This is a genomic window from Paenibacillus sp. J31R122, assembly GCF_056269185.1.
This window is the reverse complement of sequence record NZ_JBWDNM010000019.1, coordinates 85,970-108,770: the sequence shown is the minus strand read 5'-3', so window position 1 is coordinate 108,770 and position 22,801 is coordinate 85,970. Positions and strand designations below refer to the sequence as shown.

General features: G+C 44.9%; 14 protein-coding genes, 12 tRNA genes and 1 rRNA gene. 26 read left to right on the top strand and 1 reads right to left on the bottom strand.

What is annotated here, in order from left to right:
• From AC0YN7_RS25870 to AC0YN7_RS25825, 10 genes are all read left to right on the top strand, one after another.
• Positions 1-99: ribosomal RNA gene (locus AC0YN7_RS25870) — 23S ribosomal RNA — on the top strand; the annotation flags it as partial.
• Between the two features lie 158 nt (positions 100-257).
• A tRNA-Asn gene (locus AC0YN7_RS25865) sits at positions 258-333 on the top strand.
• A gap of 4 nt (positions 334-337) precedes the next feature.
• Positions 338-413, top strand: a tRNA-Thr gene (locus AC0YN7_RS25860).
• Positions 414-452: 39 nt separating this feature from the next.
• Positions 453-527: transfer RNA gene (locus AC0YN7_RS25855), tRNA-Glu, on the top strand.
• Positions 528-559: 32 nt separating this feature from the next.
• Positions 560-635, top strand: a tRNA-Val gene (locus AC0YN7_RS25850).
• A 9-nt stretch (positions 636-644) separates the two neighbouring features.
• A tRNA-Gln gene (locus tag AC0YN7_RS25845) sits at positions 645-719 on the top strand.
• A 10-nt stretch (positions 720-729) separates the two neighbouring features.
• Positions 730-805: transfer RNA gene (locus AC0YN7_RS25840), tRNA-Lys, on the top strand.
• 22 nt (positions 806-827) lie between these two features.
• Positions 828-912: transfer RNA gene (locus AC0YN7_RS25835), tRNA-Leu, on the top strand.
• A 128-nt stretch (positions 913-1,040) separates the two neighbouring features.
• Positions 1,041-1,125: transfer RNA gene (locus tag AC0YN7_RS25830), tRNA-Leu, on the top strand.
• A 184-nt stretch (positions 1,126-1,309) separates the two neighbouring features.
• Complete coding sequence (locus AC0YN7_RS25825; RefSeq protein ID WP_475812898.1) at positions 1,310-3,769, top strand: phosphodiester glycosidase family protein; 2,460 nt, start codon at positions 1,310-1,312, stop codon at positions 3,767-3,769.
• 227 nt (positions 3,770-3,996) lie between these two features.
• Here the strand turns inward: AC0YN7_RS25825 and AC0YN7_RS25820 are convergent, their stop codons facing one another.
• Complete coding sequence (locus AC0YN7_RS25820; protein WP_475812897.1) at positions 3,997-4,344, bottom strand: winged helix-turn-helix transcriptional regulator; 348 nt, start codon at positions 4,342-4,344, stop codon at positions 3,997-3,999.
• A gap of 129 nt (positions 4,345-4,473) precedes the next feature.
• On the opposite strand from AC0YN7_RS25820, the gene AC0YN7_RS25815 reads away from it, so the two are divergent.
• The 16 genes from AC0YN7_RS25815 (at position 4,474) to glmS (ending at position 22,714) form a co-directional block, all read left to right on the top strand.
• Positions 4,474-5,418: an SDR family oxidoreductase gene (locus AC0YN7_RS25815; RefSeq protein WP_475812896.1), complete on the top strand. Its 945-nt coding sequence runs from the start codon at positions 4,474-4,476 to the stop codon at positions 5,416-5,418.
• Positions 5,419-5,733: 315 nt separating this feature from the next.
• The gene (locus AC0YN7_RS25810; protein WP_475812895.1) at positions 5,734-6,597 is read left to right on the top strand and encodes an ABC transporter ATP-binding protein; all 864 of its coding nucleotides are present in this window, start codon (positions 5,734-5,736) and stop codon (positions 6,595-6,597) included.
• 2,245 nt (positions 6,598-8,842) lie between these two features.
• Positions 8,843-8,917: transfer RNA gene (locus AC0YN7_RS25805), tRNA-Gly, on the top strand.
• 6 nt (positions 8,918-8,923) lie between these two features.
• Positions 8,924-9,000: transfer RNA gene (locus tag AC0YN7_RS25800), tRNA-Arg, on the top strand.
• Between the two features lie 36 nt (positions 9,001-9,036).
• Positions 9,037-9,113: transfer RNA gene (locus AC0YN7_RS25795), tRNA-Pro, on the top strand.
• Positions 9,114-9,125: 12 nt separating this feature from the next.
• Positions 9,126-9,199: transfer RNA gene (locus AC0YN7_RS25790), tRNA-Gly, on the top strand.
• Positions 9,200-9,581: 382 nt separating this feature from the next.
• Positions 9,582-12,386, top strand: coding sequence for a phosphoenolpyruvate carboxylase (ppc, locus tag AC0YN7_RS25785; protein WP_475812894.1), 2,805 nt, complete (start codon positions 9,582-9,584; stop codon positions 12,384-12,386).
• Positions 12,387-12,623: 237 nt separating this feature from the next.
• Entirely contained in the window at positions 12,624-13,757 is a 1,134-nt protein-coding gene (locus AC0YN7_RS25780) for a S1C family serine protease (RefSeq protein ID WP_475812893.1), read from the top strand.
• A 210-nt stretch (positions 13,758-13,967) separates the two neighbouring features.
• Positions 13,968-14,897, top strand: a complete 930-nt coding sequence (locus AC0YN7_RS25775; RefSeq protein WP_475812892.1) for an EamA family transporter — start codon at positions 13,968-13,970, stop codon at positions 14,895-14,897.
• Positions 14,894-15,460 carry an RNA polymerase sigma factor SigW gene (gene sigW, locus AC0YN7_RS25770; RefSeq protein ID WP_475812891.1) on the top strand — a complete coding sequence of 189 codons (567 nt, stop codon included), beginning with the start codon at positions 14,894-14,896 and terminating at the stop codon, positions 15,458-15,460. Before AC0YN7_RS25775 ends, sigW begins: the two co-directional genes overlap by 4 nt.
• 263 nt (positions 15,461-15,723) lie before the next feature.
• Entirely contained in the window at positions 15,724-16,371 is a 648-nt protein-coding gene (locus tag AC0YN7_RS25765) for an anti-sigma factor family protein (RefSeq protein ID WP_475812890.1), read from the top strand.
• 160 nt (positions 16,372-16,531) lie between these two features.
• Complete coding sequence (gene cdaA / locus AC0YN7_RS25760) at positions 16,532-17,374, top strand: diadenylate cyclase CdaA (protein ID WP_475812889.1); 843 nt, start codon at positions 16,532-16,534, stop codon at positions 17,372-17,374.
• Entirely contained in the window at positions 17,367-18,710 is a 1,344-nt protein-coding gene (locus AC0YN7_RS25755) for a CdaR family protein (RefSeq protein WP_475812888.1), read from the top strand. The genes cdaA and AC0YN7_RS25755 overlap by 8 nt, the downstream gene beginning before the upstream one ends.
• Positions 18,711-18,754: 44 nt before the next feature.
• On the top strand, positions 18,755-20,095 hold the full coding sequence (glmM, locus tag AC0YN7_RS25750) for a phosphoglucosamine mutase (RefSeq protein ID WP_475812887.1): 1,341 nt from the start codon (positions 18,755-18,757) through the stop codon (positions 20,093-20,095).
• A 217-nt stretch (positions 20,096-20,312) separates the two neighbouring features.
• Positions 20,313-20,573, top strand: coding sequence for a hypothetical protein (locus AC0YN7_RS25745; protein WP_475812886.1), 261 nt, complete (start codon positions 20,313-20,315; stop codon positions 20,571-20,573).
• A gap of 308 nt (positions 20,574-20,881) precedes the next feature.
• Positions 20,882-22,714, top strand: coding sequence for a glutamine--fructose-6-phosphate transaminase (isomerizing) (glmS, locus tag AC0YN7_RS25740; RefSeq protein ID WP_475812885.1), 1,833 nt, complete (start codon positions 20,882-20,884; stop codon positions 22,712-22,714).
• Positions 22,715-22,801 lie beyond the last annotated feature (87 nt).

Genomic DNA, 22,801 nt, shown 5'->3' with positions numbered 1-22,801 from the left:
ATGTAAGACCCCTTGAAGACGACGAGGTTGATAGGTTCGGGGTGGAAGCACAGCAATGTGTGGAGCTGACGAATACTAATCGGTCGAGGGCTTATCCTAAATAAGTTTGCAAGGACCCATACATCCGGCAGACAAACAGCTAAGGTTCAGGAAGACTACTTTCGTATCCAGTTTTCAAGGCGCAATGCCTTGGTTTTCAACCGTGCCTCTTTTGCAGTTGAAGCTCTCGGAGACATTTCAACGCAAAAATGCAATGTTCCCTGATAGCTCAGTTGGTAGAGCACTCGACTGTTAATCGAGTTGTCACAGGTTCGAGTCCTGTTCGGGGAGCCATTATGCTCTCATAGCTCAGTAGGTAGAGTGCATCCATGGTAAGGATGAGGTCACCGGTTCGAATCCGGTTGAGAGCTCCAGATCATTTACTTCGGTTGTACAAGCTTTAATTATTGCATGGCCCGTTGGTCAAGTGGTTAAGACACCTCCCTTTCACGGAGGTAACAGGGGTTCGAGTCCCCTACGGGTCACCATTTCCCTTATTAATAAGGGTGTCATTATTCTCGGAGGCTTAGCTCAGCTGGGAGAGCATCTGCCTTACAAGCAGAGGGTCGGCGGTTCGATCCCGTCAGCCTCCACCATATCGCTGCTGGGGATTAGCCAAGCGGTAAGGCAACGGACTTTGACTCCGTCATTCTCAGGTTCGATCCCTGAATCCCCAGCCATTTTAATTATGAGTCATTAGCTCAGTTGGTAGAGCACCTGACTTTTAATCAGGGTGTCGTAGGTTCGAATCCTACATGACTCACCATTTTTTACCCTGCATTAACCACGCGCGTATGGCGGAATTGGCAGACGCACCAGACTTAGGATCTGGCGTTTCACGACGTGGGGGTTCAAGTCCCTCTACGCGCACCATAACCTTTTCAAAAAACTTCTTGCTTTTTGAGACTTTTTAGGTTAAAGTATTAATAGACATTTGGTCGAACAAATGTTGTAGGTGAGATTCCTACATTGGATTGTAACAGGAAAGAAGCATTTACTACGCGCGTGTGGCGGAATTGGCAGACGCACCAGACTTAGGATCTGGCGTTTCACGACGTGGGGGTTCAAGTCCCTCCACGCGCACCATATCATGAAGAAACCCTTGGCGAACAAGGGTTTTTTGCTGTTTACAGACTTAAATCGTTGAAGCTATGTATTTGTGCATTCTAAGTTCAAGATCCGAATGAGATCCTTCACTTTTTTACGGGTAATGTCGATATAGTTATTTGGGACTATATGGATTAGCTGGAGATGAAGGAGAATAGGTATTATGAACCTTATACAGAGCAAGTGGATCAAAAGATCAGTGGGCATTATCGTAGCAGTTGCAATTAGCTTTGGATATCCAGGGAGTGAACAATATATAAACTCTTATATTGAAGCTGCAGGGACTGATAGTGGAATTATAAGTAACTCAACGGCTACAAACACAACAACTAATTCGAATACCACTGTTAAAGAAATCAGCAAGACAGAGGTTGAATATTGGCGTTTTAAAGGAAAAGGTACGGTGTATCCTGCATTAGCTATGAAGGGAAACAAACTATTCACGGTAACGGCCGACGGATGGGTTACGATTTTGGATAGTAACGGCAAAGAATTGAAGAGCGTTAATACATATAGTCCATTATCTGCCCCGGCTTCTAATAAGAATGGTGCAATATGGTTTGCTGGCAAAGGGGCTCGGCTTTATCAATATGATGGAGAAGGTAACGGGAAGCAAGTAGCAATTTTCTACTTTAGTAGCAAGAAGGAAGACTTGCAGCCTTCCGCTATGGTTACCGATGGAGAAGGTTTGCCTTATTTCTCTTCTCAGCGCGGCATATTATCGCTCGATAAAGAAGGGCAGAAGCAAGCGGCGCTGCTGCCGGAGGGCGTAACGGTAAAGGAACTGGCAGCGGGAAAAAGCGGTGTCTACGCGCTTGGGAGCGACGGTGCGCTGTATGCGGTGCAAGGCAGCGCGATTGTGTGGCAGGCGGCTCTTGAGCAGCCGCTGCATAAGGCGAAGCTGGCCGCCGATTTGAGCGGCGGCGTGGTGCTGCTTGCGGGCAAAGCGATAGCGGCGTATGAAGCGGACGGTAAAGTCCGCTATGTACGCGAGCTAGGCGCAGCGCCCGCAGGGGGTTGGACGTCCCCGGTGCTTATGCCCGGGGACGCTGGCGCTGTCGTTGCCGCAGAGCTGGGCGGCAACGGTATTGCTGCGTTCCGCCCGTCTGACGGGGCGGAACTGTGGCGCGTCAGCGCAAGCGGGGCGGGCGGCTTCGGCCCCGCTGCGCTGGCGCCTGACCGCGCCGCCGGCTTAGTACTTGCCGGCGCTCGGTCAGGCGCGGTGTACGCAATCGACGGCTCTGCCGGGTCGATTGCGTACACCTATCGCGGCAACGCCGCGGTTCCCGCGAGCGGCGTTTTGCCGCTGAGCGGCGGACGGATCGCATACACGTCCGCCGACCAGTTGATCGCCGCGGGGCCATTTCGCCCCGTTGCGATTACTTATGCAGCGGCTGCGATAAAGCTGCCGCTGCATACAAGGCTCCTGCTCACGGATAAGCTGAAGCTGTCCGTTCCAGTCACCTTCAGCGTCCGCTCTGACAACACAGCAATCGTTCGCATCAACGACAAAAATATTGTAACCCCGGTTGCAGCGGGTAAAGCTAACATCTTTGTTACCGTTAATTCTCCGGGCTATAAGGGCGAGCTAAAGCTGCCTATACAGGTTTCGGCACCTGTATCCAATCTGACAGTAAAAAGGGAAACGAAGAAGGTTACTATCGCGGGTAAATCGTATTCTGTTCAAACGGTTACGATTCCAAAAGGGATGCCTATGACCACAGCTCTTGCGAACCGCAAGGTTGGAGTCGTGCAGTCACTGCAGGATATGGCTAAAGCGTATAATGCCGATGCTGCCATTAATGGTTCCTATTTTGAAGCTTACGGCGGCATACCAGAGCCTTACGGCCACGTTATTGCAGATGGAAATCTCGAACATATTGGAAATACCGGGACAACAATAGGCTTCACATGGGACGGCACCGTGCTGATGGACCATTTACGCCTGAAAATAGTTGGGGGAACCGACGGTATAGACAAGTTTCCTAACAATTGGTATGCCTATTTTGTGAATCGGACGCCTGCTGTAGGTACTTCCTCTTCAATTATGTTTACACCAAAGCGTGGTAAAAAGATCGGATTTGCCTATGGCACCTCGATAACTGTTCGCAATGGCATTGTCACTAAAGTTAGTAAGAATACAAATGCTGATATTCCATCTGACGGCTACGTTCTTGTATACACAGGGGCAGAGGAGAAGCTGGCTGAGCGTTTCAAAGTTGGAACCAAGGTTGATTATAAAATATCGATGACAAATCTTGCAGGTCAAGCAATTAACTGGAGCCGTGTTCATACCGCAATTGGAGCAGGTCCAAGACTTGTGAAGGACGGCAAGCTAGCAGTTGATCCAGTGAGTGAAGGATTTTCAAGTGTAAAAATATTAACAAATTCGGCAGCACGAAGCGGTATACTCGTCAAAAAGGACGGGACCGTAATACTAGCTACCGTTTCCGGCGCTACGGCTAAGCAATGGGGGCAAATACTACTTAATCTTGGTGCTTATCAAGCGATGAATATGGACGGAGGCGCATCGTCAGGTATGTACGCGCAAGGCAAATATGCAACTGTACCTGGCAGACTAATAAGCAACGCTCTCGTTTTCGGAGCAAAATTAAAGTGGTAGTTGTTGGCACAGTTCTAGAAAATCAAATACAGATATTACAAAAAAATGACCCAATACCTTACCGGTGCTGGGTCATTTTTTTATCATTTCACATCCAAAATTTTGCTCGGAAACGGGTTGTTATTCGAATCAGAAGCTGTTGCCACGTTTAAAACTCTCTCTGTATCTGTTAAGGGTGCTCTTTCAGACGATTTTCTACGTCCGTCATCTTATATTCCTCTTATAAGTTATTTAAGCTCTGCTCTCACTCTCATTTGGTCTTGCTCCATATAGGATAGGCCCCAGTCTTTAAGCAGCAATAATATGGGGACTAAGCTTTTCCCCGTCTCTGATAAGGAGTACTCCACTTTCGGGGGAATTTCTGAGTATATTTTACGGTCCACAAGACCGTCACTCTCGAGTTCTCGTAATTGACGGGTCAATGTACGCTGCGTAATATCGGGGAAAATTCTACGTAGTTCGTTGAATCGTTTGGTGCCATGATTATCTAGTTGATACAAAATAAGCAGCTTCCATTTCCCGCCGATTAAGCTAACTGATACTTCCACTGGACATCGTGCTTCTGGCTTTTCCAAAACAGCTTGCCTCCTTTGCCGGTATCAAATGGGATACTACATATCATAAATGTGCGTACTTACATAAAGTACGTCTATCTTTTATTATGTATACAACGATGAACAACTTTCAAGTGCTCTTTTTAAGAAATGATGGTAGAAAAAATGGAAAGGATGATAATGATGACGAAAAACAGCAAAATTCTTGTTTATGGAGCAACAGGTGTACAAGGAGGTGCAGTGGCACACAAATTACTTGCGGAGGGTTATGCAGTTCATACGATTACAAGGAGCAAGGAAAAAGCCGATGAGCTTGCTCAAAGGGGTATTACAGCATTCATTGGGGACCTGGCTGACCCTGTTAGCTTGGCTGAAGCCAATCAGGGAGTAAACAAGGTGCTGCTTCTCCTGCCTGTTGATTATAATTTAGATCGACTTCGCCTTTATATACATCACGCAGTTGATGTGGCAAAAAGCGCAAATGTAGAATTATTAGTAGTGAATACCAGCCTTTATGTACCTAATCAGGTCACAGATACCATAGCAATTGAAATTAAAAGAGAACTCATCGAGTACGTCAAACAAAGCGGAATTCCTTCTATTATTCTTCAGCCTACACTATATATGGAAAATTTCTTGATTCCCGGAGTTTTTAACAACCAGGTACTGGCTTATCCCGTTCCTGCCGATAAAGCGATACCTTGGATCAGTATAGAGGATGCCGCAGATTATGCGGTTTATGCACTCAAACATCCTGATCTAGCAGGTCAAACCATTCCAATGACAGGTCCTGAGGCGCTTACTGGCAATGAATTAGCTGAAAGATTCAGTCAGTCCCTTAATCAGGACATTCAATTCTACTCCCTGCCAGTCGAAATGTTTGAAGCATCTATCAGCCCTTTATTAGGGGAAGAGACAGCTGCTGGATTGGCAGGATTGTATAACTGGATTGCGACAAACACTTCTTCCTTGCCGCAGCCTGAGCATATAAATCCGATATTGCGAACAGCCATCCAAGGAACACCATTAAAAATATGGGTGGATCGTGCGATTGAAAATGGACTCTTTTCCACAGGCGATGGGACACAGGGATAAGATTTAGCTTTCGAAAATGGCAAAGGGGCTTCCTCATATGCTTTTCGATTACGGTCGAAGCTATTTCCGCAGATTCTGTATATTACGGAAAAGACATTACTATTTTAACTCATCCGTTTTCATATATCTTAGGCTTTTATAGGGTGCCTTAACGGGCGCCCTTTTTTTGCATTAATTTATTGACAATTGTTATGAGAACAATTATCATTAAATTTATTTGATAACTGTTCTCATTTTCTGACAATCTACTCATGTAATTTTTTATGAATATATAAAGAAGTTAATCAATTGCAGCGGAAGGAGCGTGCATGTCTAATGATTCGCCTTACGACCTCTCATCTCAATATTGGTTATGATGATCGCTTAATCGTCCAAGATTTAAACATCGCTATTCCTCAAGGGAAGATTACAGCGCTTGTAGGAGCAAATGGCTCAGGGAAGTCAACGATTTTGAAAACAATGGCTCGTCTAATGAGCCCCTCCCGAGGCAGTGTTCTCCTGGACGGTAGGTCTATTCATAAGCAATCTACGAAGGAAGTGGCGAAGCAGCTAGCTATTTTGCCGCAAAATCCGACCGCGCCAGACGGGTTAACCGTTTCGGAACTTGTATCTTACGGACGTTTCCCTTATCAGAAGGGTTTTGGTTCGATGAGTAAAGACGACCGCAGTATCGTGCAGTGGGCAATTGAAGCGACGGGTATGAATGATTTTACCGATCGTCCAGTTGACCAGTTATCAGGCGGACAGCGTCAGCGCGCATGGATAGCTATGGCGTTGGCCCAAGAAACGGACATATTGTTCCTTGACGAACCGACGACCTTCCTCGATATGGCGCATCAGCTTGAAGTACTTCATTTACTGCAGAAGCTGAACGTCTCCAATAACCGAACTATCGTTATGGTTGTACATGATTTGAATCACGCTTCACGTTATGCGCACCATATGATTGCAATTAAGTCAGGCATAGTAGTCGGAGAGGGGTCTCCAGTGGAAGTCATTACGCCTGAAATAATGCGCGAAGTATTTAATATTGAAGCAGATATCGTTCCAGATCCTCGTACAGGCGTTCCTCTATGCTTGCCGTATGCACTTGCTGGAGAGCCAGCAGCGGAAAAAGTAGAGATTAGGAGCAGCCTTACACAGCCAGAAGAGGCTTTAGCAGCTGCGGCAGGCGTTTAATATTTGCAATTGATAATAAAAAAGTCCGTGATCCCACAGTGGAGCGCGGACTTTTGCTGTATACAGCTGGTTACCGAGCTTCATAGTTACGTCGATATTTTACGCTCATGTTTCGTGTTTATTACGGTTGTCGTTAGCTATGTACATACAATGGAAACTACCCAAAAGGGATCCGATATCGCAAAAATGACCATATCTCCGCCCCTAGTAACCGTCACCCCGCAAATCCTGTTATGTATCCCAAAGAAACCGTATCCCCGTAAATCCTATTATGTATCCCAAAGAAATCGTATCCCCGTAAATCCTGTTATGTATCCCAAAGAAACCGTATCCCCGTAAATCCGCATATGAATCAGTCCTCATAGATTATATTGAAGAGAAGCAGCTATGTAAGCAACTGTTTACTTCTATGCAAAACAACGAAAGAAGCAGCTCTGCACATAGCAGTCAACTTATATGCAACCGACGAATGAAACAGCTCTACATGTATCAGTCTACCTATATGCAAACCACGAAAGAAGCAGCTCTGCACGTAGCAGTCTACCTATATGCAACCGACGAATGAAACAGCTCTACATGCAACAGTCTACTTACAATGCAGCAAAAGAAAGAATATTCTCCGCACTTTTTTACCTCCAGGAGAAGTTAAGATAAAGTAACTGACAAACAATGAGGCAACCTCACAAATGTGTGATGTAAACCTCATTAAAAACGCTGCACAGCATACGCTTCTTACTAAGAGTGAATTAAATCTCACTCGGCATGAGGTTTACTTCATGGGGAGTGAGGTTTACCTCATTAATCATTAACTTCGGTAAAAAGCTCAGTCTTGATAATGAGTGAGACCTCACAATTAGTGAGAATACCCTCACAATAGGGAGTAGATTTACCGTTCTTAAGTAACTTAAACTATAGCAGTAACTCCAACGATAGTTGGGGTACCTATAATAGCATTGAAACATACATTAAACATGCTAATCCACAAATTAGCGAGTATAGCAGTAAAGTTAGCAAGGTTACCCACAAAAAAGCGAGTGAAGCTGTAAAATTGCTACGGATACTCGCAACCAAGTGTGGTGTTTCTATATAGTTAGTAACATATCCTACACAATTGTGAGTAAAACTTGCAGATAATTAGAATACTCCCCCTATGTGAATAAGGTTTTCTAAAAAATATCGAAGGAAGCAGTAAAGTTAGCAAGGTTACCCACAATTCAATGAGTGAAGCTGCAAAATTGCTAAGGATACTCACATATAAGAATGGTTTTTCTTTAAAGTTAATAACAAACCCTACACAATTGTGAGTAAAGCTTGCTGTTAATTAAATTACTCCTCCTATGTGAGGGAGATTTCCTAAAAAATAGCTTGTGTAGATGTACACCTAACAGGGTTACCTACAAATTTGTGATTGAAGCTTAAAAGATGTGATGGATACCCACAAAAAAGTGGGCAAAGAATTAGAATAAGAAGAGTTACCCACATATTAACGAACATATCAGTACTGTTAATAAGATTTCTTACATATAAGAGTGAGCATCTTGGTAGTAGTTCATTACAAACCTAACTGCACTTATCTTGGTAGTATGCTGCATTCCCACAAATAAGTGTGCGTATCTTGGTAATAAGTCACATTCCCACAATAAGTGTGTGTATCTTGGTAATAAGTCGCATTCCCACAAATAAGTGTGTGTATCTTGGTAATAAGTCGCATTCCCACAAATAAGTGTGTGTATCTTGGTAATAAGTCACATTCCCACAATAAGTGTGTGTATCTTGGTAATAAGTCGCATTCCCACAAATAAGTGTGTTTATCCTAATAATAAATCGCATACCATAAATAAGTGAGTGTATCTGGACAGTAAGTAACATTCCGCAAATAAGTGTGCGTAACCTAATAGCAAGCAAAATTCCCTACACAAAAGTGAGTAAAGCTTAAAAGCAGTAAGTCTGATCACATACTTTTGCGAATTAACTCATACAATCTCATGCAATTAATAAGATTACTCACACATAGGGTTGAAGTCTGCCCATCAGTGAAAACCCTCATAACCACGGCGTTTACAGCCTTTGAAACATGCTCATTTAAGTATGCAAATTAAGAGAAAAGCATCGGCGGAAAAATAACTTAAACTTTTTTTGAAAAAGTAGTTGCATTTTGTTTCTGGGGGTGATATATTATTACTTGTCGCTGCAACAACAAACGACACAAACGAAATAAACGAAGTAAGCAACTGAAGTAATTCGTGCGGAAGTGGCTCAGCGGTAGAGCATCGCCTTGCCAAGGCGAGGGTCGCGGGTTCGATTCCCGTCTTCCGCTCCATAAGTTGCGCCCTTAGCTCAGCTGGATAGAGCGTTTGACTACGAATCAAAAGGTCAGGAGTTCGAATCTCTTAGGGCGCGCCATATTCGATTTACCAAGAAATGATTTGTTAAATATCTCGGGACGTAGCTCAGCTTGGTAGAGCACCTGGTTTGGGACCAGGGGGTCGCATGTTCAAATCGTGTCGTCCCGACCATCATTTTCTTCTGCGGGTGTAGTTCAATGGTAGAACTTTAGCCTTCCAAGCTAATAGCGTGGGTTCGATTCCCATCACCCGCTCCAACTAATGAAGCGTAAGCTCTTGAGAAATCAAGAGCTTTTTTGTTGTTTAAGCATAAGAATTTTTGTTTATTAATATCAATCAAGAATTTGTTTATTAATATCAATCAAGAATTCATTTATAAGTACCAATCAACATTTCGTTATAATCATCAAACAAAAATCTTCTCTTGAGTTTTACTCAAAAATGTTTGTTTAAATATGCTCTATAAAGAAAGTTATTCAATTCAGACAAGCATTGGTTGTTTTTGCAAGGATCAGTATCGGGGCTTCAACCCTGTAGCATTTTGTAGTATGATGGTTGAAGTGAAAAAAAACGAAATTAACGTACGTGTATGCTTATGGTATCAAGTTTTGCATGTGCAAAATTTTTAGGAGGAACAGTATGTCGGATCAATCTGCAACGACTTTGACAGCAAATCGGCCGCAAGCAAACAATTTGCTGCGCCGGGATGTCCGCTTTCTAGGCAATATACTCGGTGAAGTTCTTGTTCATCAAGGAGGGCGTGAACTACTTGATGTCGTTGAGCAAATTCGCGAACAAAGTAAAGCTCTACGCGCTGAATTCGTGCCGGAGCTTTTTGAACATTTTAAATCAAACATAGCTTCCTTAGATCCGGAAAAACGTCATCAAGTAATACGGGCATTCGCAATTTATTTCCAGCTCGTTAATATTGCTGAGCAAAATCACCGGATTAGACGTAAGCGGGACTATGAGGTTTCAGCCGGTGAAGCCGTTCAACGCGGTTCGATTGAGAGTGCGATTCAGGATTTGAAGGAACGTAACATCTCTATTGAAGATGTTCAAGACATTATGAGCAACATTTCGCTCGAGCTAGTTATGACTGCGCATCCTACGGAAGCAACGCGCCGCGCGGTGCTTGATATTCATAAACGTATTGCTGTCGATGTAATGGAGCTAGACAATCCGACACTGACATATCGCGAACGCGAGAAGCTGCGTGAAAAGCTTATGAATGAAGTTCTCATTTTGTGGCAAACCGATGAGCTTCGCGACCGCAAACCAACCGTTATTGATGAAGTTCGTAACGGCTTATACTATTTTGATGAAACGTTGTTTGAGGTGCTACCAAGTGTCTATGAAGAGCTTGAACGTTGCCTAGGCAAATATTATCAGGATGAAAATTGGCATGTGCCTGATTACTTGCGCTTCGGCTCTTGGATTGGCGGCGATCGTGACGGTAATCCGTCCGTAACCTCCAAGGTAACCTGGGAGACGCTAACGATGCATCGTCAGCTGGCTATCCAGAAATACGAAGAGAAGCTTAATGAGTTGATGGATTTACTAAGCTTCAGCACAAATCTGGTAACGGTAACGGATGAGCTGGTGGAATCCATTCGTCTGGACCGCGAGCATGTCGAGCTGAAATGCGTTGAGCTTTGGAGAAATACGAAGGAGCCTTATCGTATTAAACTAGGCTTCATGCTTGAGAAGCTGGCTAATACACGTGGAGATTCGACGAAAGGCTCACAGATGCGTTATAACCATCCGAATGAGCTGCGCGAAGATCTGCTAATTATTGATCGCAGCCTGCGTCATCACTATGCGGACTATGTGGCCGATACGATTGTGGCTAAGCTTGTACGTCAGGTTGAGCTGTTCGGCTTCCATCTCATGACATTGGATGTGCGTCAGCACAGTCAAGAGCATGAGAACGCAATGACTGAAATATTGGCGAAAATGAACATAGTCGATGACTATGCTTCTCTTCCTGAAGAAGAGAAAACAGATCTTCTTCACCGTTTATTAAACGATCCACGTCCACTTACTTCGAGCCATTTGGATTACACCGAATCAACTCGCGAATGTTTGGACGTGTACCATATCATTTATCGCGCTCAACAAGAGTTTGGCGTGAACTGTATTTCCAGCTACCTAATCAGTATGGCTGAGGCTGCAAGCGATATGCTTGAGGTTATGGTATTTGCTAAGGAAGTTGGCTTATTCCGTAAGGAATCTGACGGTACTGTGACCTGCACGCTTCAATCCGTACCTTTGTTTGAGACGATTGACGATCTTCATGCTGCGCCTGAAATTATGAAACAGCTGTTTGAGATGCCAATCTACCGTCAAGCGGTTGAAGCAAGAGGTAATCTGCATGAAATTATGCTGGGCTACTCGGACAGCAACAAGGACGGCGGAGCGGTTACAGCGAACTGGGAGCTGCGTGTAGCGCTGAATGAAATTACAGCTACGGGCAACGATTATGATGTGAAATTGAAATTCTTCCATGGTCGTGGCGGGGCACTAGGCCGCGGCGGAATGCCTCTTAACCGCAGTATTTTGGCGCAGCCGCCGCATACAGTCGGCGGAGGTATTAAGATTACAGAGCAAGGCGAGGTTCTTTCCTCCCGCTACTCAATGCAGGGCATCGCATACCGCAGCTTGGAGCAAGCGACATGGGCGCTTATTACTGCGGCTCGTCTGGCAAAATATCCAGAACAAGAGCTGGCTGCTGAAGCGGAATGGGATGAAATTGCTCGTTCAATCTCAGATACGGCACTCACGAAGTATCAGGACCTTATTTTCCGCGATCCAGATTTCTTGACTTACTTCAAGGAATCTACGCCGCTGCCTGAGGTTGGAGAGCTTAACATTGGCTCCCGTCCTTCGAAACGTAAAAACAGCGATCGCTTTGAAGATTTACGCGCGATTCCTTGGGTATTCGCTTGGACGCAAAGCCGTTACCTGCTGCCGGCTTGGTATGCTGCGGGAACTGCGTTCCAGCAATATATAGGTGATGACGAATCGAAGCTTAATACACTCAAGACGATGTATGAGCAATTCCCGTTCTTCCTCTCGTTGATTGACAATCTGCAAATGGCTCTAGCAAAAGCCGATTTGGTTATTGCCAAAGAATATGCGGACATGATTAAGGACAAAACGATTCGCGATCGTATATTCGACCAAATCGAGCAGGAGTATAAGCTGACTTCTGAACTTATTCTTAGCATTACGGGTCAAACTGAAATTTTAGACAATGTACCTGTTATTCAGGAATCGATTCGCTTGCGTAATCCGTACGTCGACCCGCTTAGCTACATGCAAGTGCAGCTGCTAACAGAGCTTCGCGCTTTGCGTGCAAACGACGAGGATGATCAGGACCTTCTGCGTGAAGTGCTTCTTACCATCAACGGAATTGCTGCAGGCCTTCGGAATACGGGCTAACCAATAATCGCAGCTGTTACAGTTATATAGCAATTAATCTAGGCCAGTCTTGGTGATTTCACCGAGGCTGGCTTTTTGTGTTTTTACAAACGTGGTTGAAGTAAGGTTATAAGTCATTTTTATTCTGCTGCTCATTTTTCTTATGTTCAATTTAAATCCTCTTAAGTTTAGATTAAGGTACATCCGTCATGATAGGTACATAGGAAACAGACACCATCATTTGAAAGGATGATTACAATGAAAGAAGATAACAACCGCCCGGAACAGTTCAAGAGCCCATTTACTTCTACTACTCATTCAAATAATGAAACACCATTTTCCACGTACACTTATGCGTCTCAAAAACCGACAAGTGAGCTTAAGTCATCCTATGAAAAGGAACTCGGCATGCAGATGAATATGATGCAGCCTTCAATGGGAGGAGGAGTCAGGTCAAAGCGCAGCAGGAACTCAGCTAAGACAATGATCGCTTCCTTTCTAATAGGTGCTGTCGTCATTGGAGGGTTCTCCTATATGGCGGATAAAAACAACATGTTCAGCGGTGGAAATCAAACTCCGCAGAGCACGGGTGGTACTGTAGGTGACACTTCCGCACAGCAAGATGCGGCGGTCAAAACAGCTTCGCTAAATACAAGCAGCGATATTGCATCCATATATGAAGAGGCAAGTCCTGCAGTTGTGAAAATAGAAACCTATACACAGCCTAATAGGTCGCAATCGATGTTCGACGATCCGGCATTCCGCCAATTTTTTGGCGGCGGGGGCTCAAGATTGGAAGAGCAACAGCAGCAGCAGCAAACAGAAGAGCAAGATACAGGAGCGCTTGAGCTGATGGGTTCAGGAACTGGTTTCTTTTTCGAGGATGACGGTTATATCTTGACCAATGAGCATGTTGTCGCAGATGCGAAGCAGGTTAAGGTGTCCGTTCAAGGATATGATGAGCCGCTGACGGCAAAGGTGCTTGGAACAAGCTATAAGCTGGACTTAGCTGTATTGAAGGTAGAGAGTCCAGATGGGAAAGCATTCCATTCACTTAAGCTTGGAAACTCTGAAGAGACACAAGTTGGTGATTGGGTCATAGCAATCGGAAACCCATATGGTTTTGACCAAACCTTAACAATGGGCGTGTTGAGCGCCAAGGAACGTCCGATTACGATAGCGGATGAGCAAGGAGATCATGAATATGAGCATTTACTGCAAACAGACGCATCGATTAATCCCGGCAACTCTGGCGGACCGCTGCTTAATGAAAAAGGTGAAGTGATCGGTATCAACACAGCTGTTAATGCCGAAGCGCAAGGCATTGGCTTTGCAATTCCTACGACGACAATTAATAAAGTATTGGACGAGTTGAAAACGAACAGTCTATAAAACATGGCATCTCAGAATGAGCGAGTGGAAACAATATTTGCAGGAATGATGGTATAACAGAATAATGGGTCCGGAAGCATAATGCTTCCGGACTTTTTTTGAAATGACCTAGTCGCAAGTCGCCCCATTGCCTAGCCCTAGGTCGATTGCCGTGTGTGCTTCAAAAGCTTATAATGGTCAGAATGGTTTACAATTCGGGAGGTTGCTGCAATGAAACAACCATCGACTTATTTAATGTCGGTGTTAATCGTATTATTTGGTGCGGCCAGCTATGGCATACTGTCGCCCATTATTAAGCTCACTTATTCAGCAGGATATAGCTTCGAGCAAATAACAGTACATCAGGTCGGAATCAGCGTTGTGCTGCTATGGCTGTTCGTACTGTTGAGGCCTAAGCTATGGCGCAACCCTTTCCAACGTGGAAAATGGATTATGCTTGCGGTTATCGGAATTTTCGGCTTATGTATGACGACTATATTTTACAATTTAGCGCTACAAAGATTGGAAGCTTCTTTCTCAATTGTCTTGCTTTTTCAGTTCATGTGGATTACGATTTTGCTAGAATGTTTTTGGCTGAAAAGATTGCCCACAAGGCAGCAAGCAACCGCTATTGTCATTGTGATGGCAGGCACATTGCTTGCAGTCGGATTGTTTGAACATGACAGCTTCAAAGCAATTGATCTCGCTGGGGTCGGTTACGGCTTTGCTTCGGCGGTAACATATAGCTTGTTCTTATTTCTTACGGGCAGGCTGCAGACGGATTATGATCCTGTTATGAAGTCTGCGATGATGATGTCATTTGGTTTCATTGTCATAGCGCTACTATACGGCTCGAAGGCATGGGCAGGAGATGGCGAATGGACGCTTTTAGGGTGGGGAACGCTGCTTGCTTTACTCGGCAGCGTCGTACCCGCCATTTGCTTTAATATAGGTATTCCTAAGATTGGAAGCGGGCTGGCATCGTTGCTAGGCGCCATGGAGCTGCCTGTGGCCGCTGTTAGCGCATGGCTTATTATTGGTGAGAGGCTCAGTGCATGGATGGCTGTAGGTATCGTTCTTATTCTTGCAGGCATTATGGTTGCTGAGCATGCGGCACGACGTTCAGTTGAACGAATGGAAGGTTTGGAGGAGTCAGGGTGAATGTATTAGAGGCACGCCTTGCGCGTTTAGCGCTCAAGGGAGATCAGCAAGCATTTGCTGAGCTCGTGGACCTATATCAGGATAAGCTCTTTCACATGGCATATCGGATGTTGAGTAACCGTCAGGAGGCGGAGGATGTCGTTCAAGATACCTTTCTTCGTGTATACAAAAACTTAGATAGGTATGACGATACGTTGAAATTTTCGACATGGATATATAGAATCGCTACGAATCTGTGCATCGATCGATTGCGCAAACGGAAGCCTAGCTATTCACTTGATGCGGAGAATTCAGAGCATGAAGGTCTTGATGGCTATTCGATGATTCCGAGCGATAATCGTACACCGGAGACAGAGCTTCTATTATCAGATACGCAGCGAATTATTCATACAGCGATTAACTCGCTTCCGCCTAAGTACAAATCGGTGATGACGCTTCGCTATATGCAGGATATGTCATTACAGGAAATTGGCGATGTGCTGGACATGCCTGTTACGACGATTAAGACTCGCGTGCATCGCGGCCGGGAGTTTTTGCGAAAGAAGCTTGAACACAAATTGTAGCAGGAAATATTAATCTGCTAAGCGTAAACGACTGCTGCCATCCTATATGGCTAAAGTATTTTTTCGTAAAGATATATAAAATTAAGAAGAAACGACTTCGTCGTCCTTGTCTAAGGACGTTCGGTTTCTCGTAAAAATATAGGCATTGGAATAAGTGTGAAACTTATACTTTGCTATATTTTAAAAAAAGTGAAACATCCCTTCGTTCATAACGTATCCTATAACGAGCATAGAACTTATGCTTGAGCAATTGAAGGAAAGGAATGGCTGATATGAATTGCAACGTCGCCATCGTATGGATGCATGACTATTTAGACGGCGAGCTGCCTCGTGAAGATATCGTTACGTTAAAATCTCATTTACTTTCTTGTCCTGGATGCCGTAATCGGTTAGAACAGCTACAGAAGACAGACGCAGCAGCGTTTCACACTTTGACAGCGATTGACCCTGCCGCGGATTATGACAAGAAAGCATCTGAGCAGTTAACAGGGCGTATTATGCAGCAATTGCCGAAGCCTCAGAGAAAGCAGCGGAACAAATTCGTTCGGTTTATTTACCGTTACCCTGGAGTTACCGCGGCAGCAATATTCGCGCTTGTTATGTTTGGCAGTTTCTTGACAATGTGGGAAGAGGATTCCAAGTTAACTGTAGCGGGTGATGACCTGCAGCACATCATTATAGAAGGTAACACCGTAATCGTGCCAGAGGGTGCACATTATACAGGAAATTTGACAGTGGAGAATGGTATTGCTAATGTTATGGGAGAAGTAGAAGGTAACGTTACTGTTATTGACGGCTCCATAAACCTAGCTTCCACTGGATATATTGCGGGACAGAGTCGAACGATCGATCAAGCGCTTGACTGGTTCTGGTATAAAGTGACCCAAACTTTTGGCGGAAAAGCTAATTAAGACAAGCGGCCTCCCATTAATAGGGAGGCGTTTTTTTTGCCACAATAATATTATTAATTTATTTTGAAAATGAAGGATTTCCAATCCCATATCTAGAAAATAATAAGGTTGAAATCCGATACAAAATAAACAAAGGTGATCGGCTGTTGGGGGTTGGCATATGAGTTATTTCTCAGATTTAACGTGGCATGACTGGTTTAAGGACATCGTAGATGTAGGTATAGTCAGTTATATTATTTATAAAATGATATTGTTGGTGCGCGGAACTCGCGCCGTTCAGCTATTGAAGGGGATCTTTGTACTTATTGTGGCATGGGCAATCAGCACCTGGTTAAATTTATATACGCTGAAGTGGCTTATGAATCAAATGTTTACGTTCGGTGTTGTCTCGGTACTTATAATTTTCCAGCCGGAGCTAAGACGAGCTCTAGAGCAGCTTGGACGAGGCAAGCTGTTCGCCAGATCATATTCACTGGAGCGAGACGTAGTCAATGAACAAATTGACGGTGTCATTAAGGCTGTTCAATTTATGGCGAACCGTAAGATAGGCGCGTTGATTGTGTTCGAGCGAACTACGGGCGTGAATGAATTAATTGAGTCTGGCATTCAGATGGAGTCAAAAATTACTTCAGAGCTACTTATAAACATCTTCACACCGAATACGCCGCTGCATGATGGAGCGGTTATTATTCGCGGCAACCAAATTATGGCGGCTGCTTGTTACTTGCCGCTTTCGGAAAATCCTTTTATAAGCAAAGAGCTTGGCACACGTCACCGCGCGGCGATTGGCGTTAGTGAAGTGAGTGATGCTATATCTGTCGTTGTATCGGAAGAGACGGGACAAGTGTCGTTGTCGCTAAATGGGATGATCGTTCGCGATATTAATGAAGAATCGCTTATTTCAAAACTGTTTGAGGAGCTTACACCGAAGACTAACGGGCGCAGTAAAGAGCGTGCTATGGTTTCTTCGTTCTGGAAGCGGAAAGGAGGCCAAGATGGATAAATGGCTAAATCACCCGACCGCACTCAAAATTATATCTATATTTGTCGCTCTGCTCCTATGGGCGGTTGTTCATATCGATCCGAATTCGGCACCGCAGCAGGTTACTTCGAGCACCGATACGAAAATTATCGAAGCAGCGGTCATACAAACAGAAGGCTTAGATACGGATAAACTCGTGCTAACGGCAATGGAGCCGACCGTTGTGCGGCTAGTCGTAGAAGGAAGAATATCTCTGCTTGCAGCCAATTCTGAAGATGATTATGTCGTAAAGGTCGATTTGAGTCATGCCAAACCGGGCTTGCAAGAACTGCCCTTGATCGTAGACTTACCTAAAGGTATTCAGCTTGTAGAGAAATCTCCGCAAAAGGTTACGGTGCAGCTGGAGGAAATTGTAACGAAGGCATTTGATCTTCAGATTCTAACCGATGGCAAGCCTGCGGAAGGCTATGTCGCCGGAACGCCTACTGTAGATTTACCTACCAACATAGTAGCGGTTACGCTGCCGAAGGATGATATGGATCGTGTAGGCTCGGTATCCACTGAGGTTAAGATTGAAGGAGCGGACAAGACGGTTGTCAATAAAAAAGCTAGAGTAGTCGTTTACGATCAAGAAGGCATAGAGATGTCAAATGCAATCGTCTATCCAGAGACGGTGCATGTAGAGGTGAAGATTACTCCGCCATTTAAGACTGTGCCGCTGCAGGTAAGGTATACTGGAAACCTCCCAGCGGGTTTAAGTCTCGTGTCTATAAAAACCGCATTAGATAAAATAACGGTATACGGTGAGCAGAAGGTACTAGATGGACTGCAGGTCTACGATGGCGTGGTGCTGGATTTGGCTAAAGTTAAAGAGACGGGAACTGTTATGGTGAAGACGCAGCTAATCGATGGAATTAAGCTGGTTGGGCCTGCGGAGGTTGCGCTGGATGTCGTAGTAGCCCCGACTGTTACGCGTACGCTCACTGGAAACGATGTCGTGATCAATGGTCTCTCGGATGGTCTGACTGCACTTATACGGACTCCTGAAGCGGGTAAAATCGATTTGACACTAAGCGGAGCCGAATCGGTTCTGTCTAAAGTGAAGGCCAGTGATGTTAAAATTATAGCTAATCTAGAGGGAATGGCTGTCGGCACGCATATCGTGCCACTAGAGGTAGACGTACCGGCATATATACAGACAGTTATTCCAAATGGAACGACCTTGACAGTAACAATAGAAATTAAGGACAGCTCCGTTGGGAATGTGGAAGAAGAAGAAGCGGAAGAAGTCGGGGGCACTCCAACTGAGGAGCCGCCTCCGGTTGAAACGACTGAACCGGAGCAAACAAGTAACTGATGAATAGTATGATCTCAATATATAGCTAAAGGGGTTCAATAAATATGGGGAAATATTTTGGTACTGATGGCGTGCGCGGTGTAGCGAATCGAGAGCTTACACCAGAGCTGGCTTATAAAATCGGCCGTTGCGGCGGCTATGTATTAACAAGACAGGCAAATAAGCCTAAGGTTGTAATCGGACTGGACACACGAATCTCCGGGCCGATGCTGGAATCAGCGCTCATTGCTGGTCTCTTGTCGATTGGTGCTAGCGTGGTGCGTTTAGGGGTCGTATCCACCCCTGCAGTTGCTTATATTACACGTGAACTGGGGGCGGATGCAGGTGTTATGATCTCTGCTTCGCATAATCCAGTTGAAGATAACGGCATTAAGTTTTTTGCGGGTGATGGCTTTAAGCTGTCTGACGAAACGGAGCTCGAGATTGAGCAATTGATTGATGCTGAGACCGATGAATTGCCGCGGCCAGAGGGTGGAGACATCGGTGCGGTATCGAGTGACAAAACGGCGAAGCAACGATACTTAGACTTTTTGAAGACGACGATTAAAGGTGAGTTTGGCGGTTTGAAAATAGTGCTGGACTGCGCAAACGGCTCCGCATATGAGCTTGCGCCTACGGTGTTCCGTGAGCTTGGCGCGAATATTATTACGGTTGGAGCAGAGCCGGACGGCTTAAACATTAATGCGGGTGTAGGTTCCACTCATCCGGAATATTTGCGTGAACAGGTTCTAGAGCATGGTGCTGATCTTGGTCTATCGTTTGATGGCGATGCTGATCGTTTGATCGCGATTGATGAGAAAGGCGAAGAGGTAGATGGCGACTTTATCCTCTGCATTATTGGCGATGCAATGAAACGTGCTGGAAAGCTGAAGGAAGATACCGTTGTAACGACGGTCATGGCTAACATCGGCTTTTTCAAAGGTTTAGAGCGTATCGGTATGAAATCGGCACAGACCGCAGTAGGCGACCGTTATGTTATGGAAGAAATGCGCCGCGGAGGCTTCAATCTTGGTGGAGAGCAATCTGGTCATGTTATTTTCCTCGATTATATTACGACGGGTGATGGCATTCTAACTGCATTGCAGCTTGTTGATACATTAGCGGCATCTGGCAAGAAGCTAAGTGAGCTTAAGCAGCTAATGCGTAAATATCCGCAGAAGCTCGTGAACATTCGTGTAGCGGATAAGAGCTTGTACCAAGGCAATGCAGCGATTGAAGAAGCTGTAAGGCTGGTTGAACGCGAGCTTGGCGATAACGGGCGTGTATTGGTTCGTCCTTCTGGTACCGAATCACTCATTCGTGTTATGGCGGAAGGGCCCGACAAGGACTTAGTAGAAGCCTACGTAGATCAAATAGCTGATGTTGTTAAAAGTGAACTAGGTTAATCTTACAGGTCATTTAGTATGAGCCACCTTAATCAGATATATGCTAAATAATTGACATCATTTATGATAAATGTGATTAGAAAAGGGTAGTCAAACCCGTGTTTGATTATCCTTTTCTTAGTATTAAGATGTCCTCATTTTCCGATATTTTCAAATAAGAGGTTGCGGAATATGTAGAAAATGAATATGATAGGGAATAGTATTCTAGAAGGAAAGCGTGGATAGAGGTTATTTTAGTAAGATAAGCGCCAGAGCTTGCGTGATGAATGATCTGTTATCGAAGCTGTATCATAGCGGGAAATGGGTATTCATACGGGAAGCTGACGAGGTGAGGGTGTTCGAAACATTCGGCGGGGACCTTCCGGTATTTGCTAGCCAACCGAGAGTCGTTACACAAAAGGATTGGGCGACCGATCTTACAAATGTGCGGCAGGCTGCTCCATATGTACAAGTAAGATATGAATCGACAGCATCCTAACAAGAGGATGATTTTGTCGTTTCAAGTTAATTATAGAAAGTATAAGTTTTACGCTAATACTCCGTCTATAATTCACCGCGAAACGAGTCTTTGCTGCCAGAGGATGGCAACAGCCGTTTACGCTTGTTGTTGAAATGTTTGGATCCCAAATGTCCAGGATGCCGCCGGTCGGGTTGGCACGGATAGAAGGGTTACATTGTGCCGCAACGAATGGGATCAATTTGTGACAACTTCATATTGCCTGTGTATCGCATTGGCATGCATCCGGTTAGGACGGGAAATACACCTTATCGGAGGCTTATTAAATTATGTGTGGAATTGTAGGATATATAGGTAAACGCGACTCTCAAGCTGTTTTGCTGGAAGGCTTGAAGAAGCTCGAATATAGAGGGTATGATTCAGCAGGTATTGCTGTCTTCACGAAAAATGGGCTAGAAATTACAAAATCAAAAGGACGCTTAGCTGTACTTGAGGGTATATTGCGCGAAGAGCCGCTTGAAGGTTCTGTCGGAATCGGTCATACACGCTGGGCAACACATGGTAAACCTTCGGACGTGAATTCGCATCCGCATATCGATACTACGGCAAAGTTTTCAGTTGTGCATAACGGCATTATCGAAAATTACTTGAAGCTGAAGGAAGAACTGATAGTAAAAGGACATATTTTCGTGTCAGAAACAGATACAGAGGTTATCTCGCATCTTGTTGCTGACGAATATGACGGCAATATTGTCGAAGCGGTGCAGCGTGCGGTTAAACGGATGCGCGGAGCGTTTGCGCTTGGCGTTTTAACGGAATATGAGCCGGAACGGTTAGTCGCGGTTCGGTATGCAAGCCCACTGGTTATTGGTCTAGGTGAGGGAGAAAGCTTTATCGGGTCGGATATTCCGGCAATTTTGGAGTATACGCGAAATGTTTATATTTTGAACGACGGCGAAATGGCTGTATTGACACGTGATGGTGTCGAACTAATGACGACAGAAGGCGAAAGTATTTCCAAGGAAATATTTCATGTCGATTGGGATATTGTAACGGCGGAGAAAGCTGGATTTGATCACTTCATGCTGAAGGAAATCCACGAACAGCCGAAGGCTTATAGAGATACAATGATGAGCCGTATTGCAGAAGACGGCAAGTCTGTACAATTACAAGAGCTAAGCATGACACCGGAATATATGAAGTCCATCCGCAAAGTGCAGATCGTTGCATGCGGCACAGCCTACCATGCGGGACTTGTCGGCAAGACCGTTATTGAATCACTTGCGCGCATCCCGGTAGAGACGGATGTAGCATCGGAATACCGCTATCGTTCGCCAATTATTACACCAGATACGCTGGTAATTGTTGTAAGTCAATCCGGTGAAACAGCTGATACACTTGCGGCATTACGCGAAGCGCGTCGTAACGGTGCTCGCGTACTAGCAATCACTAACGTAGTGGGCAGTTCAGTTGCTCGTGAAGCGGATGATGTGCTTATCACTTGGGCAGGTCTTGAAATTGCGGTTGCTTCGACAAAAGCCTATACATCACAGCTTATTGCCTTCTACCTGTTCGGATTATACTTGGCAGGAACGCTTGAGACGCAAACACCGGCTCAAATTGCTGAAGTAATCGCAGCGATGAAGCTGCTCCCTGAGCAGGTTGAGAGCATTCTAGAGCAATCCAATATGCTGAAGAAGTTAGCAGAATCGATTTCGCATCACAAACACCTCTTCTTCATCGGACGCGGCGTAGACTACGCAGTTGCACAAGAAGGCTCGCTTAAGCTTAAGGAAATTTCGTATATTCATTCCGAAGCCTATGCATCTGGAGAGCTTAAGCATGGAACGCTAGCTCTAATCGAAGATGGCATTCCAGTCATCGCACTCCTCACACAAGAGGAACTGTACGAGAAGTCTTTAAGCAACATTAAAGAAGTGAAAGCGCGCGGCGCGCATGTTCTCGGCATTGCAAATGCTGGAACAGAAGTCGAAGTAGCGGATTCCGTCGATGAGCTATTCGCCATTCCGAAGACTCTGCCGATCTTGTCGCCGGCTTTGTCGGTAGTGCCGCTGCAGTTGATTTCTTACTATGCATCGCTTGCTTTGCAGCATGATGTTGATAAGCCACGGAACTTGGCTAAGAGTGTTACGGTGGAGTAGGGAGAAAAATAAAGTTGTAGACTGATAAATAATGTATTAGACTGGAAGAAGCGGATATACTGCTATTTGGAGCTCTTCTACTGTCTA

Excerpts from the sequence above, each read along its gene's own strand:
- ppc (WP_475812894.1), top strand. The coding sequence starts at position 9,582 with ATGTCGGATCAATCTGCAACGACTTTGACAGCAAATCGGCCGCAAGCA.
- glmS (WP_475812885.1), top strand. The coding sequence starts at position 20,882 with ATGTGTGGAATTGTAGGATATATAGGTAAACGCGACTCTCAAGCTGTT.
- AC0YN7_RS25810 (WP_475812895.1), top strand. The coding sequence starts at position 5,734 with ATGATTCGCCTTACGACCTCTCATCTCAATATTGGTTATGATGATCGC.
- glmM (WP_475812887.1), top strand. The coding sequence starts at position 18,755 with ATGGGGAAATATTTTGGTACTGATGGCGTGCGCGGTGTAGCGAATCGA.
- AC0YN7_RS25765 (WP_475812890.1), top strand. The coding sequence starts at position 15,724 with ATGGCTGATATGAATTGCAACGTCGCCATCGTATGGATGCATGACTAT.
- AC0YN7_RS25815 (WP_475812896.1), top strand. The coding sequence starts at position 4,474 with ATGATGGTAGAAAAAATGGAAAGGATGATAATGATGACGAAAAACAGC.
- AC0YN7_RS25780 (WP_475812893.1), top strand. The coding sequence starts at position 12,624 with ATGAAAGAAGATAACAACCGCCCGGAACAGTTCAAGAGCCCATTTACT.
- AC0YN7_RS25755 (WP_475812888.1), top strand. The coding sequence starts at position 17,367 with ATGGATAAATGGCTAAATCACCCGACCGCACTCAAAATTATATCTATA.
- AC0YN7_RS25825 (WP_475812898.1), top strand. The coding sequence starts at position 1,310 with ATGAACCTTATACAGAGCAAGTGGATCAAAAGATCAGTGGGCATTATC.
- cdaA (WP_475812889.1), top strand. The coding sequence starts at position 16,532 with ATGAGTTATTTCTCAGATTTAACGTGGCATGACTGGTTTAAGGACATC.
- AC0YN7_RS25775 (WP_475812892.1), top strand. The coding sequence starts at position 13,968 with ATGAAACAACCATCGACTTATTTAATGTCGGTGTTAATCGTATTATTT.